The 16,844-nt window shown below is 71.2% G+C and carries 16 protein-coding genes; 7 read left to right on the top strand and 9 right to left on the bottom strand.

The window, feature by feature from the left end:
* Nucleotides 1-46 precede the first annotated feature (46 nt).
* Entirely contained in the window at nucleotides 47-3,106 is a 3,060-nt protein-coding gene (locus tag ACZ6S0_RS27670; protein WP_465922233.1) for an AfsR/SARP family transcriptional regulator, read from the top strand.
* Between the two features lie 274 nt (nucleotides 3,107-3,380).
* Here the strand turns inward: ACZ6S0_RS27670 and ACZ6S0_RS27675 are convergent, their stop codons facing one another.
* Nucleotides 3,381-4,784, bottom strand: coding sequence for a DUF7059 domain-containing protein (locus ACZ6S0_RS27675; protein ID WP_465922234.1), 1,404 nt, complete (start codon nucleotides 4,782-4,784; stop codon nucleotides 3,381-3,383).
* A 150-nt stretch (nucleotides 4,785-4,934) separates the two neighbouring features.
* On the opposite strand from ACZ6S0_RS27675, the gene ACZ6S0_RS27680 reads away from it, so the two are divergent.
* On the top strand, nucleotides 4,935-5,237 hold the full coding sequence (locus tag ACZ6S0_RS27680) for a hypothetical protein (protein WP_465922235.1): 303 nt from the start codon (nucleotides 4,935-4,937) through the stop codon (nucleotides 5,235-5,237).
* 25 nt (nucleotides 5,238-5,262) lie between these two features.
* Here ACZ6S0_RS27680 and ACZ6S0_RS27685 read toward each other — a convergent pair whose 3' ends face one another.
* The 3 genes from ACZ6S0_RS27685 to ACZ6S0_RS27695 form a co-directional block, all read right to left on the bottom strand.
* A complete protein-coding gene (locus ACZ6S0_RS27685; protein WP_465922236.1) occupies nucleotides 5,263-6,216 on the bottom strand; it encodes a 2-hydroxyacid dehydrogenase in 954 nt (317 codons plus the stop codon).
* Nucleotides 6,217-6,324: 108 nt separating this feature from the next.
* Nucleotides 6,325-6,921 carry a TetR/AcrR family transcriptional regulator gene (locus tag ACZ6S0_RS27690; protein ID WP_465922237.1) on the bottom strand — a complete coding sequence of 199 codons (597 nt, stop codon included), beginning with the start codon at nucleotides 6,919-6,921 and terminating at the stop codon, nucleotides 6,325-6,327.
* Nucleotides 6,918-7,433: a GNAT family N-acetyltransferase gene (locus tag ACZ6S0_RS27695; protein ID WP_465922238.1), complete on the bottom strand. Its 516-nt coding sequence runs from the start codon at nucleotides 7,431-7,433 to the stop codon at nucleotides 6,918-6,920. Before ACZ6S0_RS27695 ends, ACZ6S0_RS27690 begins: the two co-directional genes overlap by 4 nt.
* Nucleotides 7,434-7,491: 58 nt before the next feature.
* Between ACZ6S0_RS27695 and ACZ6S0_RS27700 the strand changes: the two genes are divergently transcribed.
* The 4 genes from ACZ6S0_RS27700 to ACZ6S0_RS27715 all read left to right on the top strand — a co-directional run bounded on the left by ACZ6S0_RS27700 (nucleotide 7,492) and on the right by ACZ6S0_RS27715 (nucleotide 10,934).
* Nucleotides 7,492-7,971, top strand: a complete 480-nt coding sequence (locus ACZ6S0_RS27700; protein WP_465922239.1) for a winged helix-turn-helix transcriptional regulator — start codon at nucleotides 7,492-7,494, stop codon at nucleotides 7,969-7,971.
* Nucleotides 7,972-8,020: 49 nt separating this feature from the next.
* A complete protein-coding gene (locus tag ACZ6S0_RS27705; RefSeq protein ID WP_465922240.1) occupies nucleotides 8,021-8,830 on the top strand; it encodes an SURF1 family cytochrome oxidase biogenesis protein in 810 nt (269 codons plus the stop codon).
* A 10-nt stretch (nucleotides 8,831-8,840) separates the two neighbouring features.
* Nucleotides 8,841-9,584 carry a tyrosine-protein phosphatase gene (locus ACZ6S0_RS27710; RefSeq protein ID WP_465922241.1) on the top strand — a complete coding sequence of 248 codons (744 nt, stop codon included), beginning with the start codon at nucleotides 8,841-8,843 and terminating at the stop codon, nucleotides 9,582-9,584.
* A 153-nt stretch (nucleotides 9,585-9,737) separates the two neighbouring features.
* Nucleotides 9,738-10,934, top strand: coding sequence for an amidohydrolase family protein (locus ACZ6S0_RS27715; protein WP_465922242.1), 1,197 nt, complete (start codon nucleotides 9,738-9,740; stop codon nucleotides 10,932-10,934).
* Here ACZ6S0_RS27715 and ACZ6S0_RS27720 read toward each other — a convergent pair.
* The 3 genes from ACZ6S0_RS27720 to ACZ6S0_RS27730 form a co-directional block, all read right to left on the bottom strand.
* Nucleotides 10,931-11,278, bottom strand: coding sequence for a YkvA family protein (locus tag ACZ6S0_RS27720; RefSeq protein WP_465922243.1), 348 nt, complete (start codon nucleotides 11,276-11,278; stop codon nucleotides 10,931-10,933). The genes ACZ6S0_RS27715 and ACZ6S0_RS27720 overlap by 4 nt on opposite strands.
* Before the next feature lie 75 nt (nucleotides 11,279-11,353).
* Nucleotides 11,354-12,319 carry an LLM class F420-dependent oxidoreductase gene (locus ACZ6S0_RS27725; protein ID WP_465922244.1) on the bottom strand — a complete coding sequence of 322 codons (966 nt, stop codon included), beginning with the start codon at nucleotides 12,317-12,319 and terminating at the stop codon, nucleotides 11,354-11,356.
* A 51-nt stretch (nucleotides 12,320-12,370) separates the two neighbouring features.
* Entirely contained in the window at nucleotides 12,371-13,039 is a 669-nt protein-coding gene (locus ACZ6S0_RS27730) for a TetR/AcrR family transcriptional regulator (RefSeq protein WP_344879078.1), read from the bottom strand.
* 174 nt (nucleotides 13,040-13,213) lie between these two features.
* Between ACZ6S0_RS27730 and ACZ6S0_RS27735 the strand changes: the two genes are divergently transcribed.
* Nucleotides 13,214-14,290, top strand: a complete 1,077-nt coding sequence (locus ACZ6S0_RS27735) for a hypothetical protein (protein ID WP_465922245.1) — start codon at nucleotides 13,214-13,216, stop codon at nucleotides 14,288-14,290.
* Nucleotides 14,291-14,410: 120 nt separating this feature from the next.
* On the opposite strand, the gene ACZ6S0_RS27740 is transcribed toward ACZ6S0_RS27735, so the two are convergent.
* Nucleotides 14,411-15,472, bottom strand: coding sequence for an aspartate-semialdehyde dehydrogenase (locus ACZ6S0_RS27740; RefSeq protein ID WP_465922246.1), 1,062 nt, complete (start codon nucleotides 15,470-15,472; stop codon nucleotides 14,411-14,413).
* Entirely contained in the window at nucleotides 15,469-16,743 is a 1,275-nt protein-coding gene (locus tag ACZ6S0_RS27745) for an aspartate kinase (protein ID WP_344879069.1), read from the bottom strand. The genes ACZ6S0_RS27740 and ACZ6S0_RS27745 overlap by 4 nt, the downstream gene beginning before the upstream one ends.
* Nucleotides 16,744-16,844 lie beyond the last annotated feature (101 nt).

Consider the following 16,844-nt stretch of genomic DNA (forward strand, 5'->3'; position numbering starts at 1 on the left):
CTATCATTTGGTAACAAATCATTCCATTGGCTGGGAGACAGACGGCATGGCTGGTCAGAGCGATGAGGGCGGGCTGCGGTTCGCCGTGCTCGGTCCTGTCCGCGCGTGGCGCGATGGTCAGGAGCTCGACCTGGGCACCCCGCTGCAGCGTTCCATCCTCGGCATGTTGCTCCTGCGCGCGGGCCACGCGGTCACCCCCAACGAGATGATCGACGCGGTGTGGGGCGAGGACGCGCCGCCGCGGGCCCTGGGCGCGCTGCGCACGTACGTCTCCAGGCTGCGTACCGTGCTCGAACCCGGCAGGCCCGCCCGCTCCCGGCCCGAGCTGCTCACCTCCATCGGCCGCGGCTACGCGCTGCTGCTGCCGGAGGACGCGCTCGACCTCACCCGCTTCGAACGCGGCATCGGCCAGGCCGAGACCGCCCGCAAGACGGGCCGGCTCCCCGAGGCCGCCGCGGCGCTCCGGGCCGCGCTGGCGCTGTTCGAGGGCGAGCCGCTGGCCGGCACCGTCGGCCCGTACGCGGAGCACCAGCGCGACCGGCTCGTCGAACGGCGCATCAGCGTCGTCGAGACGCTCATGGACGTCGACCTGGAGCTGGGCAACCAGGCCAGGATCGTCTCCGAGCTGATCGCCCTGACCGCCGACCACCCCCTGCGCGAACGGCTGCGCGCCCAGCTCATGCTGGCCTACTACCGCTGCGGCCGGCAGGGCGACGCGCTCAACGTGTTCACCGAGACGCGCGAGGCGCTCATCGACGAGCTGGGCATCGAGCCCGGCCCCGAGCTGACCGCCCTGCACCAGCGCATCCTGGCCGCCGACCCCACACTCGCCGCGCCCGTCCAGGTCCACCAGGACGTGCCACGGGAGGAGCCCGCGGAGGCGGACGAGCCGCAGCCGCCGATCGAACTCCCCAGGCCCGCCCAACTGCCCGCCGCGCCCGGCGACTTCACCGGCCGCAAGGAGATCGTCGTACGCCTGCGCACGCTGCTGTCGGCCCAGTCGTCGGCCGAGGGCGTGCCGGTGGCGGCCATCTCCGGCATCGGCGGGGTCGGGAAGACGGCGCTGGCCGTACACGTGGCGCACCTGCTCGACGACGTCTTTCCCGACGGCCAGCTCTATGCCGACCTGCGCGGCTACACCGACGGAGCGACCGCGCCCGAGTCGGCGCTCGGCGGCTTCCTGCGCGCGCTCGGCATCCCGCCCGACGTCATCCCCGACGGCGCGGCGGAACGTTCCGCGCTCTACCGCTCCATCCTCGCCGAGCGCCGCATCCTCGTCCTGCTCGACAACGCCCGCGACGCCGAGCAGGTCAGCCCGCTGCTGCCGGGCTCGCCGGGCTGCGCGGCCATCGTCACCAGCCGCGTCAAGCTCGCCGACCTGCCCTCGGCCCGGCTCGTCGACCTCGACGTGATGGAGCCGGGCGAGGCGCTGCGGCTCTTCGCCGCGGTGGCCGGGGCCGAGCGGGTCGCGGCCGAGCAGGGCGCCGCCATGGACGTGGTGGCCGCGTGCGGGTTCCTGCCGCTGGCGGTGCGCATCGTGGCCGCCAGGCTGGCCGCGCGGCCCTCGTGGACCGTCGCCTCCCTGGTGCCCAGGCTCGCCGACGAGCAGCGCCGGCTCGACGAGCTGCGGGTGGGGCACCTGGCCGTGGAGGCCACGTTCGCGCTCGGCTACGGCCAGCTCACCACCGCCCAGGCGCGCGCCTTCCGGCTGCTCTCGCTGCCCACCGGTCCCGACATCTCCGCGGGGGCCGCCGCCGCCGTGTTGTCGATGAGCGCGTTCGAGGCCGAGGAGATGCTGGAGTCGCTCGTGGACGCCAGCCTGCTGGAGGCCCCCGCGCCCGGCCGCTACCGCTTCCACGACCTGCTCAAGCTGTTCGCCCGCCGCGCCCTCGACAAGTCAGAACGGCCCCAGGCCCAGACCATGGCGCTGCGCCGGCTGCTCGGCTTCTACCTGGCCTCCGCGCGGTCCGCCCACACGCTGGCCTACGAGGGCAGCATGATCCCCGGCAACCTCGTGGTGGTCGGCAGCGGCCTGACGTTCACCTCCGCCGACGAGGCCGTGGCCTGGCTCATCTCCGAGGGCGACTCGTTGTTCGCGGCCATCAGCCAGGCCGCCGCGGCGGCGCGTACCGCGGAGCAGCTCCTGCCCGCCGCCGACCTGCTGGTGGCGATGGAGCCGCTGCTGGAGTCGGGCACCCACACGCGCGAGTTCGACCACAGCACCCGCGCCGTGCTGGCCACCGCGCAAAAACTCGGCGACCAGGCCGGCGAGCTGCGCGCCCGCTACGTGCTGGGCCGGGTGCTGTTCGCCGGCAACCGGCTCAAGGAGGCCGAGCGGCAGTTCAGGATCGTGGACGAGCTGTCGCGCGCCCGCGCGGAGCGGATCGTCACCGGCGAGGTGCTCAACGCGCTGGCCGTCGTCGTCGGCAGGCAGCGCCGCCACACCGAGGCGCTGGCGCTGTTCGACGCCGCGACGCGCTTCTACCGCGAGAACGACGTGCCCGCCGGCGAGGCCCTCGTCCTCAGCTACTCGGCCCGCGACCACCTGGGGCTGAACCGTCCGGAGGACGCGATCACCGCCGCGGAGAAGGGCCTGGCCATCTTCACCGAGATCGGCAGCGGCGCCGGCACCGCCCGCGCCCGCTACCACCTCGGCGTCGTGCTCAGCCGCGTGGGCCGCCTGACCGAGGCCGTCCACCACCACGCCGAGTGCCTGGCCTTCTTCCGGGCCGGCAAGCAGCGCGTCTGGGAGCAGCGGGTGTGCTCGAGGCTGGCAGAGACGTTCATCGCCGCCGAACGCTACCCCGACGCCGTACGCCACGCCGAGGAGGCCCTCGTGGTCTCCCGCGAGATCGGCCACCCCTACGGGGAGGCGCTCTCGCTCACCGTGCTCGGCAAGGCGCTGCACGGGCTCGGCAGCACGACCCGCAGCCGCGAGTGCCTACGGCAGGCTTTCGAGATCTTCTCCCGGCTCGGCGCCCCCGAGGCCGGCGATCTCAAGGTCCTGCTCGACAACGTCCCCGCCCGGCCCGTCACCGACCCCACCACCGGCCCCACCACCGGCCCCGCCGCTGAGTCCGCCGGCCAGTCCGTCGTCGAGTCCTGAGTACAGCTCGTCGTCCAGACGTGTCATCCACACATGGTTGATCAAGGCTGTCCTTAGGGAGTCACGAAGATCGTCGTGATCGAATGTGTGCAGCCCGGCCGGCCATCCTTGGCCACCACGCGTCGCTAGGGGGCCCGGTCATCCGGATGCTCCGCGCGGCGGCCGGCCGCCTCACTCAGACGACCGGCCGGACCTGACACGGCCCTCGAACCCCCCAGGTCCGTGTCTTCCCCAGAGCCTCCACCCGCGGTGTCAACGTCGAATCAACACCGGATCAAAGCAGGAAGTAACCCTCGGCGATGAGCGGCCGGACCGCGTCGGCGTCAGGAAGCTCACCGTCGCCCACCAGCTCGGCGATCACGTTGAGCAGCGGGCCGAGCGCCAGCTCGCCGTCGCACACCCCGGCCAGCGCGGCCTCCACCGTGCCGACCTCCCTGCTGCGGCGCAGCCCCTGCGTCTGGCGCAGCACGATGCGGATGGGGTCTTCCGCGCCCGGCAGGCTCACGCGCTCGTCGAGCAGCCCGGCCACGGTACGCAGCCGCGCGCCGTCCAGCCCCGTCACCCGATGCGCGGCGGCGATGGCGTCGACGACCGCGTCGACGTAGTCGCCGACCGGCAGCGAGACCTGGTGGGAGAGGTGCTCGACGCGGACGACCGGGTCGAGCGTGCCGGAGTTCCGCATGGTGATCCAGCCGAACCCGACGCCCTCCACCCGGCGCTCCTCGAACCAGGCCAGCCAGCGGTCGTAGTGCTCCGCGTAGGCCGGGGTGCCCTGCTCGGCGGCGTCCTTGAGCCACAGCTCGACGTACTCGGCCGGGTCCTGCACGTCACGCCGGACCACCCAGGCGTCGCAGCCGGTCTCGCGCAGCCAGCCGCCCACGCGGTCGCGCCAGTCCTCGCCCTCGACCTGCAGCCAGTTGGCCAGGAAGTGGGCCTGACCGCCGGGGTTGAGGTGACGGGGAACGCGGCGGACGAGGTCGCGGCAGAAGTCGTCGCCCTCGGCGCCCGACTCGCGGTAGGTCAGCCTGCCCTCGCGCGCCGGGGCGACGACGAACGGCGGATTGCTCACGACCAGGTCGAACAGCTCGCCCTCGACCGGCTCGAACATCGGCCCCGTCCGCGCCTCGACCCCCTCGACGCCGGACAGCTCCCAGCTCAGCCGGGCCAGCTCCAGCGCCCGCGGATTGACGTCGGTGGCCACGATCCGCCCGGCCCGCCCGGCCAGGTGCAGCACCTGCACGCCGCAGCCGGTGCCCAGGTCGAGCGCGCGGCCCACCGGGCGGCGGCTGACGAGCTGGGCCAGGTTGGCCGAGGCGCCGCCGGCGCCCACCACGTGGTCGGGCCGCAGCGCGGGGTCGCCCGGGCGTACTTTGCGGTCGGAGACGAGGTAGCCGCCGGTCTCCCACGGCTGGAGGTGGACGGTGGCGCTGACCTGGTCACCTTCGGCGGCGACCAGCCCCGACGCGAGCACCTCCGGCGCGACCGCCTTGGCGGGCACGGGGACGCCGAGCCACCACAGCCGGATCAGCGTGCCGAGCGGATCGCCGTCAGCCGTCGCGCGCAGGGCCGGCGTCAGCTCCTCGCGGGCCAGGGCCGAGGCGGCCACCGCGCCCAGGCGCTCGCGTACGCCGTCGATCGTGTAGCCGGTGTCGAGGAGATGATGGCGCAGTCGTTCCACAGGACCATCTTTTCACCGCGGGCTCCCCCGCATGATCTGGTGTCGACGGTGCTCATACTGTTACGTACGCGCCCAAGCGTTCCGCAAGCGGGGAACAAGTGACGCGCGGTATCTGTAGGGGGCCGGCACGTCACCCCGAGGAGCGGACCGATGCTGATCCCCTGCTTGGCCTGCGGGTCCCGATTCGGGCCCGACGAGTACTTCAGCGCCTGCTCCGACTACAACCGCGGCCGCGACCTGGTCTCGTGGACGTGCCCGCGCTGCGGCAACCGCGACGACCTGCGCGTGTTGCCCGGCGAGCTGGGGTTCGGCTATCCGCACCGGGGCAGGTTCGACGTGCTCGACCGGGTCCGCGTGCCCGGGCTGCGCAGGCAACGCGGTGACCTGCGGCTGGACATCTCGCTCGACCGGGCGAGCTGGCGCGTCCCGGTTCGGCTCCGCCAGCCCGTCTGACCCGCGCGGACCGTCGCGCTCCGGTCTACGCGGGCGCGCGCGCCTGTGCGGGCCGGTCCCCGCGCAGCAGCCGCGCGATGTCCTCCACCAGCTTGTCCGCCAGCTCCTCCCGGCTCTCCCCGGTGGCCTCGCCGAGCCGGGGCGTCAGCACCACGTTCGGCAGCCGGGTCAGCGGATGGGCCCGGTCGAGCCACTCGCCCTCGAAGTGGTCGAGCCCCGCGCCGCCCACCCGGCCCCATTGCAGCGCGTCGACCAGCGCCTTCAGATCGTGCAACGCCCCGCGCGAGGTGTTGAGGTAGATCGCCCCTTGGCGCATCGCCCCGAACTCGGCGTAGCCGAACAGGCCCCTCGTCTCCTCGGTCAGCGGCACGTGCAGCGACACCACGTCGGCCTCCGCGATCAGCGCGGGCAGCGTGTGGGTGGCCTCGGGCACGAACGGGTCGCAGACGATCACCCGCATGCCCAGGCCCTCACAACGCCAGCGCAGGGCCCGGCCGACGCGGCCCAGGCCCACGATGCCGACCGTCCTGCCGGTCAGCCTGCGACCGCGGTGGCGCTGGGCGGGCGGCACCCTGCCGTGGTAGACGCGCCCTCTGCGCACCTCGCGGTCGGCGGCGACGATGTTCCTGCTCACCGCGAAGAGCAGGGCGAGCGTCAGCTCGGCGACCGCCTCCGGGTCGCGTTCCGCCGCGTGCAGCACGGTCACGCCGCGCTCGGCGGCCAGCGCCAGGTCCACGCTCGCGGGCGGTCCCATGGTGGCCACGACGTCCAGGTGGAGCCCGAGCACCGACGCGCGCACCTGGTCGCCGTCGGTGATGAGCACGGTCGCGCCGGTCTCGATGACCAGATCGGCGAGCTGCTCGTCGGTGAAGCCGAGGCTCGGTCGTGCGGGAACCTCGGTCAGATCGGCGATCTCGCCCAGGCGGGCGAGCGCGCTCTCCGGCAAGGTGGGCAGCACCAGCGCCCGAGGTCGTCTCACATTTGCGACAATAACACCACAGACGGTGCTCGGATCATTGCTCCCCGCGCAGGGCGGAACCCCGCGCAGGCGCTCACTCGGGAGGCTGGCGCAGGCTCTGCCAGGTGCTCACGCGGGAGGCTGGCGCAGGCTCTGCCAGGCGGCCTCGCCCAGCCCCTTGATCTCCTCCTCGGTGGGGGCGTGCGCGCCGGCGAACCACAGCCGGCACATCTCCTGCGCGGGCCCGAGCCACAGCACGTAGCACATGGTCGCGTGCACGGGCTGGAGCTGGCCGTTCTTCATGTGGGGACGCCACCAGTCGGAGACCTGCCGGAAGAACCCGCGCCGCGCCTCGGCCACCTCGGTGCCGCCGGGCTCGTGCTTGCGCGGGGGCCGCTCGCTGATCAGCAGCCGCGCCCGCTCGGGGTGCTCGCCGGCCCACCGCATGTGGAAGGCGACGATGGCCTCGATGCCGTCGCGGGCGCTGTCGTGGCGGACCAACTCGGCGAGGAAGGACTTCTGGTACGCGTCGAGGATCTCGGCGTACAGCACGCCGAAGACGTGCTCTTTGCTCGCGAAGTGGTGGTAGAAGCTGCCGACGCTGACGCCGCTCTCCTCGCGGAGACTGGCCAGGGTGGTGGCCGACACCCCGTCCTGGCTGAATCGCCGCAGGGCGCCCTCGATGATCCGGGTACGGCCGTCGCGTCCGTTCTTGGCACTCTTCACACTGTCAATGGTGTGCCAACAGAACCTTGTTCCGCAAATAGGCCAGCCTCGTCGATCTTAGCGGTCACCTCCACCGTTCCGGATGTGATCTTCATCTCAGCATCCGGCCACAGGCGGCGGACCAGCCTGAGCGCGCGCCGGTTCTCGCCCATCACGTCCATGCCCACGGTCCTGGCACCCCGTACGGACGCCCGCAGCAGCAACGTGTCGACCAGCCGGGGCCCCAGCCCGCGCCCCTGCCACTCGTCGGTGACGACCACGGCGATCTCCACGTCCGACCGGTCTCCCCGGTAGCTCATCGCGTGGCCGACGATCTCGCCGCAGTCGGTGGTGGCGACCAGCGCGTCACGGCGCTCGTCCAGGGCGAGCAGCACCCGTACGAGCCCGGGGGCCGTGACGGAGACGCCGGTGAAGAACCGGAGCGTCCGGGTGTGCAGCGACAACCCGGCCAGGAAGCGCCGGATCCGGTCCTCGTCCTCCGGGCGGGCCGGCAGAATCTGAGTTCGTTGCATAGACCCAGCCTCTACCGAAAGGCTGGGTCTGTCAATTGAACTCAGATATACTACGTGGATGAACGTGCCATCCCGCATGGGTTTTCGGGTGGACAACTGCTCGATCGAGCGCACCCTGGACATCGTCGGGGAGAAGTGGACCTTCCTGGTGCTGCGCGAGGCGTTCACCGGCGTACGGAGGTTCGCCGACATGCAGGCCACCACCGGCGCCCCCCGGCAGGTGCTCAGCGCCCGCCTGGCCCGGCTGGTCGACGAGGGCCTGCTGCGCAAAGAGCCCTACCGCGAGCCGGGGCAGCGGCAGCGCGACGAATACCGCCTCACCGAGAAGGGCCGCGACCTCTATCCCCTGCTGGTCGCGCTCATGCACTGGGGGGACAAACACCTGACGGGCGAGCAGGGCCCGCCGGTGCTGCTCACCCATCGCGACTGCGGCGCCCCCGTCGAGCTGCGCTTCCGCTGCGCCGCGGGCCACGAGGTCGGCGGGCCGCGCGAGGTCACCCCCGTGCCGGGGCCCGCGACCGACCTCAGGAGCGCCTGAGCCCAGGTCGCGTTGGGGAGCACCCCTCCCTGTCCCTAACCTGGAAGGCGTGTACCGGTTCCTGCTGACGCCCCGCTGGATCGCACTCCACGTGGTGGTGCTCCTGGTCATCCCCGCCTTCGTGTTCCTCGGGCGATGGCAGTTCGGGCGCTTCGAGGAACGCTCGGCCAACAGCGAACGGGTCACCGCCAACATCGAGGCCGCCCCCGTGCTCCTGGGGCGGCTGGCCGCGCCGGGGCAGCCGGTCAAGGAGGACGACCGGTTCAGGAAGGTCACCGTCACCGGCACGTACGACCCCGCCCACGCCCTGCTCGTACGCCGCCGCCCGCAGGAGGGCCGCACCGGCTACTACGTCCTGACCCCGCTGGTCACCGGCGGCGACACGGCCGTGATCGTGAACCGGGGCTGGGTCCCCGCGGGCGCCACCGCCGACACCGCCCCCGAGGTGCCCGCCCCGCCGACCGGCCAGGTGACGGTGACCGGACGGCTCCGGACCAGCGAGACCGAGGAGTCCAGCGGCATCCGCGACCTCTCCGGCCTGCCGGCCGGGCAGGTGCTGCTGATCGACGCCGGCCGGATCGGCGAGGGGCTGCCGTACCGGCTGGTCGGCGGATACGTCGAGCTGACCGAGCAGCAGCCCAGGCCCGCCGCCGCGCCCGACCCGGTGCCCGCGCCCGACGTCGGCTCGGGCGGCGGGCTCAACCTGGCCTACGGCGTGCAGTGGTGGATGTTCATCGGGATCGCGGTCGCCGGATGGGCGCTGCTGATCCGGCGCGAGGTGGCCGAACGCAGGGCCCAGGAGACCGCCGGGAGCACTGAGACGGCCGGGCCGCAGAATGCGGAGACCGCCGCCAATTAAGGTATTGGGGGTGATCCGCCACATTGAGTTCACCCACCTCCGCAACTTCCGCGACGTAGGCGGATATGCCGCCCAGGGCGGGCGCTCCGTCCGGTGGCAGCGGCTCTACCGCGCCGACTCGCTCGGCCGGCTGCAGGGAGCCGACCTCGCGACCTTCAGCGCGCTGCGCGTGCGCAGCGTGATCGACCTGCGGCACCCGTACGAGGTCGAACGGAACGGACGGGCCCCCGAGACCGAGGGCCAGCACTACACGAACCTGCCGATCGAGGGCCGCCCCTGGGACGTCGACGCCTACGACGAGGAGCTGGGCGTCGCCCGCTACCTCGCCGATCGCTACCTGGAGGTGAGCGAGGACGGCGTCGGCAACCTCAGGACCGCCCTGGAGACGATCGCGCGGGCCGACAACGCCCCCGTGGTCATTCACTGCGCCGCCGGCAAGGACCGCACGGGGGTGCTCACCGCGCTGGTCCTGACGCTGGCGGGCGTGAGCGAGGACGACATCGTGGCGGACTACGCGCTCACCGGCCTGGCCGCCGAACGCGTCATCGCCGACTGGGGCAGGAGGCACCCAGACGTGCCCGTGTGGCCCGGACTCGGCCGGGCGCCCGCCGAGGCCATGCGGCTCTTCCTCGCCGATCTCAGGGCCCGGCACGGCTCCGCGGAGGCGTACGTCGCCCGGGTGCTCCAGGTTTCTCCCGCGACGGTCGAGGAACTCCGCGGCCATCTGCTGACTGACTCGAACGGAGAGGGGTAGTGAGCATGCGGGACCGTTCCTGCGCGAGACGGGCCCGGCTCTCCCGGGATCGCCAGTCATCCCCCTCCCGGCGGTCCCGGGTCACAAATCTCGGAACCCAACGGATACGTCGCAGCTTGTTCGACGTTATGCCGTCGTCGTACGGTTACGTGCGTGACTACGCCGCTGCTCCCCGAACCTGACCCCAGGCGGCGCGACTACGTGATCGTCTCAGCCGACGATCACCTGATCGAGCCTCCCGACCTGTTCGACGGGCGTCTGCCGGAGAAATACGCCGAGGTCGCGCCCAAGGTCGTCGAGACGGAGGCGGGTCACCAGGTCTGGCGCTACGCCGGGGCGACGTACCCGTGCGCCGGCATCGACGTGGGCGCCGGCAAACCGAGAGAGCAACGGACGCTCGATCCGGTCAGGTTCGAGCACATGCGCCCCGGCTGCCACGACATCGAGGCCCGCGTCAGCGACATGGATATCGCGGGCATCTGGGCCGCGCTCTGCTTCCCCGGCATGCTGGCCGGTCAGGCGGGCATGCCGTTCGCCAGGACGCGCGACCAGGAGCTGGGCCTTGCCCTGGTCAGGGCGTGGAACGACTGGCACATCGACGTCTGGGCGGGCACCTACCCCGAACGGATCATCGGCCTGCAACTCCCGTGGCTGCCCGACCCCGACGTGGCCGCCAAGGAGATCCGCGCCAACGCCGCCAGGGGCTTCAAGGCCGTCGTCTTCCCCGAGTTCCCCACCAGGCTGCGGCTGCCGTCGATCCATACCGGCCACTGGGACCCGTTCTTCGCCGCCTGCGAGGAGACCGGCACCGTGGTCTGCCTGCACGCCGGCGACTCGTCCTGGTCGCCCGTGCCCTCGCCCGACACGCCCATCGAGGCCATCACCACGCTGATGTCGACCAGCGCGATGTTCGCCTGCGCCGACTGGCTCTGGTCGGGGCTGCCGCTGCGCTTCCCGTCGCTGCGCATCCTCATCGTCGAGGGCGGCGTGGGCTGGCTGCCGATGCTGGCCGAGCGCGCCGACTACGCCCTCGACCACCCCGTGGCCGGTGAGGCGTCGTGGGAGGGCGGGCTCAAGCCCAGCGAGGTGCTGCGCCGCAACTTCTTCTTCGGGACGCTCGACGACCACGCGCTGTCGGGCGTGCGGCTCGCGGTCGGCCTCGACCACGTGCTCCAGGAGAGCGGTTACCCGCACTCCGACTCGACCTGGCCCGACACGCAGAAGGCGGTGGCCCGCAACCTCGGAACGCTCCCACCGGCCGACATCGCCAGAGTCGCCTACGGCAACGCCGCCCGTCTCTTCGGCCACCCGCTGCCCTCGCGGGCCTGGCTGCGGATGGAGGAGATCTAAGCCTCTTCGAGGTGGCCCTCGATCACCTGGCGTTCGTGCTGGACATAGCGCCCGCTCTCACCGAGCAGCGCGGCCACGAGCCACAGGAGCACGCCGAAGTCGTCGGCCACCCCGATCAGCGCGAGGAAGTCGGGCACCACGTCGAAGGGCGACACGAGGTAGACCACGCCCAGGCCGAGCAGGGCCAGCTTGCCCTTGCCCAGGCCCGCGTAGTCGCCGCGCACCACCGCGCGCACCATGCGCGGGACGGCGCGGATCCTGGTCGCCAGCTTGGGCGAGCCGGGCTTGGTCACCTCGCGGTACGTGCGCCACGCCGCGGCCGCCCGTGCGGTCTTCGCCATCATGTGCTCCCCCTTACCCCCGGATTCTCACGATATAACGCGTCGGAACGGACAGGAGTTCCTGCCCTCCCCGGTCGCCTATGCCCGCGCTTTCGGGGCCAGATCGCGTACCGCCTGGTCGATGGGGACGTCCCCGCCGGGGATGGGGGCGAGCACCGGGGTGTCGAGTCCGTTGGCCACGTACTCCCGGATCCGGGCGCGGCAGGTGGCGGCGTCGCCGTGCACGACGAGGTCGTCCACCAGCTCGTCGGGGATGGCCTTGAGCGCGGCCTGCCGGTCCCCGGCCGCCCACGCCTCCTGCATCGGGCGCAGCACCGCGCCGCGGCCGAGCCAGTCGTGGAAGGCCGCGTACACGGGGACGGTCAGGTAGCTCGCCAGCATCCAGCGGGCCGTCTGGCGTACGCGCTCGGCGTCCTCGTCCACGCAGACGAACAGGCGGGCGATCAGCTCGGTGTCCGGGCCCAGCTCGGCCCGCACCTTGCGCACGTCGCGCGGGGCGAGCCAGTTGGTGATGGCGCCGTCGGCCTCCTCGGCGGCCAGCCGCAACATCCGCGGACGCAGCGCCGCCAGCACGATCCGCGGCGGCGTGCTCGGCGCCCGTTCCAGCCTGAAGCCCTTGATCTCGAAGGTCTCGTACCTCTCCGAGACCTTCTCCCCGGCCAGCGCCTTCTTCAGGAAGCGCAGCGTGTCGCGGGTGCGCGCGTAGGGCTTGGCGAACGTGCCCGCGTTCCAGCGCTCGACGATCGCAGGAGAGGACGCGCCGATGCCGAGCACGAACCGCCCGGGCGCCAGGTCCGCCAGCGTGGCCGCGGACATCGCCAGCAGCCCTGGCCCGCGCGTCGAGACGGGCACGATGGCGCTGCCCAGCCTGAGCCCCGGCGCCCACTGCGCGGCCATGGCCAGCGGCACGAACCCGTCGGTCCCGTTGACCTCGGCCGACCACGCGTCGGTGTAGCCGAGCGCGGGCAGCTCCGCGACGAGGTCCTGCGACGCGGACAGCGAGCGGTCGTGGAAGGGGATGGTCATGCCCCAGTTCTGCGTCATACACGGCCTCCAGCGTTTGGAGGCACCATACCAACCGCTCGGTATGTCCCTCTAGGCGCGCAGTTCGTGGACCGCCGCGATGAAGTCCTTCGTGATCCCCCGCAGCCCAGGCAGATGCGACAACCCCACCAGCCGGTCCACCAGCGGCACCGTGACCTCGATCAACCGGTACGTACGCGCGCACCCCGGCGACGTGTCATGCACCCAGAACAGCACCATCCCCATGGACAGCAGCCACAGCAGCTCGGGCAGCTCCTCGCGCAACTCGGCGTTCATCCGGTCGCGCGAGCCCTCCACGACCTCCCGATAGATGGCGATGGACGCCTCCCTGGCCGGGGACGACTGCTCGCTGAACGGACTCAGCGGATTGGTCGGCTCGGCCGCGTGCTTGAAGAACTTGACGGCGAACTCGTGGTAGGGCTCGGAGACGCGTACCCATTCGCGCAACACCCCGCTCAGCCTGGCCGCGAACGACTCCTCCGTGGCCAGGAACTCCCCGCAGGCCGCTTCGTGCTCGGCCTGGGCGCGGTCGTAATACGCCTGGATCAACGCCTCTTTGCTGTCGAAGTAGTAGTAGGCGTTGCCCACGGACACCCCCGCCTCGGCGGCGATGGCCCGCATGGTGGTCGCGTCGAAGCCGCGCTCCCTGAACAGTCGCAAGGCCGTCTCGACGATGACCTCTCGGGTGCTCTCCGATCCGCGGTTTCGGGCTTCGGACACGTTCGTCACTTTACGTCGTGGATCGTGGTTCGGTCATGAAGCCGCACGGTGATCACCGCCACAAGGCAAAGTTGCGCTCGCGGCATGAGTTATCTCCAGTGTTTAGTGGGATTGTCGTTTCAGGCGGAAGGGCTATTTCCGCGAAAAGGCATCGACATGTGGATACGTGGAACAGTGCGCCTCCTGGTAGTCGCGCTCCTCGGCATTGAGATCACCATAATCGCGCTGGCCTCGACCGCCTTCGCCGCCACCCACCCCCAAGGGACGGCGGCTCAGGGCGGCCTTCACCAGGCCAGGCCCACCGGCTGGCAGGACGACCCCGCCCAGTGGGGCACGACCGCGACCCTCCTGACGGACGCCTACGAGATGGGCTCCTACGAGATGGGTGCCTACGAGATGGGCGCGGGCAGGGCCGGCGCCTGGGCGCACGACAGCCTCATGGTGGCCGGGGAGCGGCTCGACATGATGCGGCACTGGCCGGCGACGCTCGACTCCCGGTGGCTGTTCGGCGACTCCCGCTGGACGCGGAGCGGCTCTCCCCGCCATCGCGGCGAGGCGCACCGCGCCGGCGAGGCGCACGCCCTGGCCCGTGCCGACGAGGTTCGCGCTCAGCAGATCTGGAAGCCCACGGTCGAGGAGCGCGCCGACGTCATCACCGCGGCACTGGCGGCTCCGGCGGAGGCGGCGGAGGTAGCGGAGGCGGCCCTGGCTCAGGTGACCCAGGCGCCGCCGATGGCCGCCAGAGCGCCGAAGAAGCCCGTACGCGCCGGAGTGGCCAAGATGCCCCGGGCGCGCACGCGCGTCGCCCACAAGCGCGCTCAGATCGATCTGGCGCGGGTCCTGCCCAGGAGGGCCGCCGTTCAACTCTCCCACGCGAGCGCGGAGGGATGGCTGAAGAGCGCGGGACTGCGGACGAAGTCGTCCGGCAACTGCGTGAGCAAGCACCAGCACCACTGCACCTCGCTCGACTCGGTACGGACCGGCACCATCGCCAAGGTCATCGAGCTGAAGCAGGAGAGCGGCTGCCCGATCATGGTGACCGGCGGCACCGAGCGGGGCCACGCGCCCGGCCAGTTCAGCCACGGCAACGGCTACAAGCTGGACATATCGCACAACGCCTGCATCGACCGGCACATCACCAAGAACCATGACAAGGCCGGGGTGCGCGGCGACGGCGCCCGGCTCTACAAGTCAGCCTCGGGCACGACGTTCGCCGACGAGAGCGACCACTGGGACATCCTCTTCCGGTGACAGGGCCCGCCCGCACGCACCGTGCGGGAAGCCGTCCCGCACGAGGAAAAGGTGTGACGCCGCACGATGCGCACGGCGCCACACCCTCGACAGACCTACTGGAGAGCCACGGGAACCAGATCAGAACTCGGCAGCGACCAGCTCGGCTATCTCCGCCGCGTTGAGCGCCGCCCCCTTGCGCAGGTTGTCACCGCACACGAACAGGTCGAGCGTGTTGGGGAAGTCGATCGCCTGGCGGATGCGGCCCACGTAGGTCGGGTCGGTGCCCACCACGTCGAGGGGCGTCGGGTAGACCCCGTTGGCCGGGTCGTCCATGAGGACCACCGTCGGCGCCGCCTCCAGGACGCGGTGCGCGTCGGCGACCGTGATCTCGCGCGCGAACCGCGCGTGCACGGCCAGCGAGTGCGTGGTCACCACCGGGACGCGGACACAGGTCGCGGAGACCTTCAGGTCGGGGATGCCGAGGATCTTGCGGGACTCGTTGCGGAGCTTGAGCTCCTCGGAGGCCCAGCCGTCGGCCTTGACCGAGCCCGCCCACGGCACCACGTTGAACGCGATGGGCGCCGGGAACGGCGACTCCTGCGGCAGCTTGTTGGCCAGCACCTTGCGTACGTCGCCGACAGCCTGCCCGACCGTACGGTCGCCGGCCAGCGCCTCGGCCTCGTCGTAGAGCCGCGCGGAACCGGCCACACCGGCGCCGGACACCGCCTGGTAGGAGGCGACGACCAGCTCCGTGAGCGTGAACTCGGCGTGCAGCGCCCCCATGGCCGCCATCATCGACAGCGTCGTGCAGTTGGGGGTCGAGATGATGTTGCGCGGGCGGTTGCCCGCGTCGAGCGGGTTGACCTCGGGCACCACCAGCGGCACGTCGGGCTCCATGCGGAACGTGCCCGACTTGTCGATGGCGATGGCGCCGCGCTCGGCCGCGATCGGCACCCAGACGGCCGACACCTCGTCGGGCACGTCGAAGATGGCCACGTCGATGCCGTCGAACACCTCGGGGGCCAGGGCCTGCACCACGACGTCCTCGCCGCGTACCTGGAGGACCTTGCCCGCCGAGCGCGGCGAGGCGACCAGGCGGATCTCACCCCAGACGTCCTCCCGCGTCGACACGATGTCACGCATGACCGTGCCCACGGCTCCGGTCGCCCCGATCAGGGCCAGACTGGGCCTCTCGCTCATCTTCCTGAACCTCCGTACACCACGGCTTCGACCTGGTCGGCGTCGAGATCGAAGGCGCGGTGCGCGGCGGCCACCGCCGCGTCGACGCCGTCCTGCTCGACGATCACTGAGATGCGGATCTCCGAGGTGGAGATCATTTCGATGTTGACCCCCGAGTCGGCGAGGGCCGCGAAGAACGTCGCGGTGACGCCCGGGTGCGAGCGCATGCCCGCCCCGATCAGCGACACCTTCCCGATCTGGTCGTCGAACAACAGCGACTCGAAACCGATCTGGGGCTGGATCTTCTTCAGCGACGTCAGCGCCGTCTGGCTGTCGGCCGTGGGCAGCGTGAAGGAGATGTCGGTGCGCCCCGTGGCGGCGGCGGAGACGTTCTGGACGATCATGTCAATGTTGATCTCGGCGTCGGCCAGGGTTTTGAAGATCGAGGCAGCCTCGCCGACCTTGTCGGGAACCCCGACAACAGTGATCTTGGCCTCGCTCCGGTCGTGTGCGACGCCGGAGATGATCGGCTGCTCCATCTCGGTTCCTTCGGTGTAAGGGTCGGAGACGACCCACGTGCCTTCCTTGGTGCTGAAAGAGCTGCGTACGTGAATCGGCAGGTCGAATCGGCGAGCATATTCCACGCAGCGCAGATGCAGGATCTTCGCGCCGCAGGCCGCCATCTCCATCATCTCGTCGTAGGAGATCCTGGGGATCTTGCGCGCCGCGGACACGATGCGCGGATCGGCGGTGAAGATGCCGTCGACGTCGGTGTAGATCTCGCACACGTCGGCGTTCAGCGCCGCCGCCAGTGCCACGGCCGTGGTGTCGGAGCCACCCCGGCCCAGCGTGGTGATGTCTTTGGTGTCCTGCGAGACGCCCTGGAAGCCGGCCACGATCGCGATGTGACCCTGGTCGATCGCCTCCTGGATGCGGCCGGGCGTCACGTCGATGATGCGCGCCTTGCCGTGCGTGGAGTCGGTGATCACACCTGCCTGCGAGCCGGTGAACGAGCGGGCCTCGTGCCCCAGGTTGGCGATCGCCATCGCCAGCAGGGCCATCGAGATGCGCTCTCCCGAGGTCAGCAGCATGTCGAGCTCGCGGCCCGGAGGCAGCGGCGACACCTGCTCGGCCAGGTCGAGCAGCTCGTCGGTCGTGTCGCCCATGGCGGAGACGATCACGACCACGTCGTTGCCGGCTTTTTTCGTCGCGACGATCCGCTGCGCGACCCGCTTGATGCAGGACGCGTCGGCGACGGACGAACCACCGTACTTTTGCACAACGAGCGCCACGAGAGTCTCCCGGTTTGGACTATGAGCTGCCAGTCTAACGGGGGCCTCTTACGGGCCTGATGGTTCGTACCATTATGTGGATGATCAGACTGTGACGTGCC

It is taken from the genome of Nonomuraea sp. NPDC051298 (assembly GCF_055586305.1).

Coding starts and splice junctions, on each gene's coding strand:
- ACZ6S0_RS27670 (WP_465922233.1), top strand. CDS start 47: ATGGCTGGTCAGAGCGATGAGGGCGGGCTGCGGTTCGCCGTGCTCGGT.
- ACZ6S0_RS27680 (WP_465922235.1), top strand. CDS start 4,935: ATGCTGATCCCCTGCTTGGCCTGCGGGTCCCGATTCGGGCCCGACGAG.
- ACZ6S0_RS27695 (WP_465922238.1), bottom strand. CDS start 7,433: ATGCAACGAACTCAGATTCTGCCGGCCCGCCCGGAGGACGAGGACCGG.
- ACZ6S0_RS27700 (WP_465922239.1), top strand. CDS start 7,492: ATGAACGTGCCATCCCGCATGGGTTTTCGGGTGGACAACTGCTCGATC.
- ACZ6S0_RS27720 (WP_465922243.1), bottom strand. CDS start 11,278: ATGATGGCGAAGACCGCACGGGCGGCCGCGGCGTGGCGCACGTACCGC.
- ACZ6S0_RS27725 (WP_465922244.1), bottom strand. CDS start 12,319: ATGACGCAGAACTGGGGCATGACCATCCCCTTCCACGACCGCTCGCTG.
- ACZ6S0_RS27740 (WP_465922246.1), bottom strand. CDS start 15,472: ATGAGCGAGAGGCCCAGTCTGGCCCTGATCGGGGCGACCGGAGCCGTG.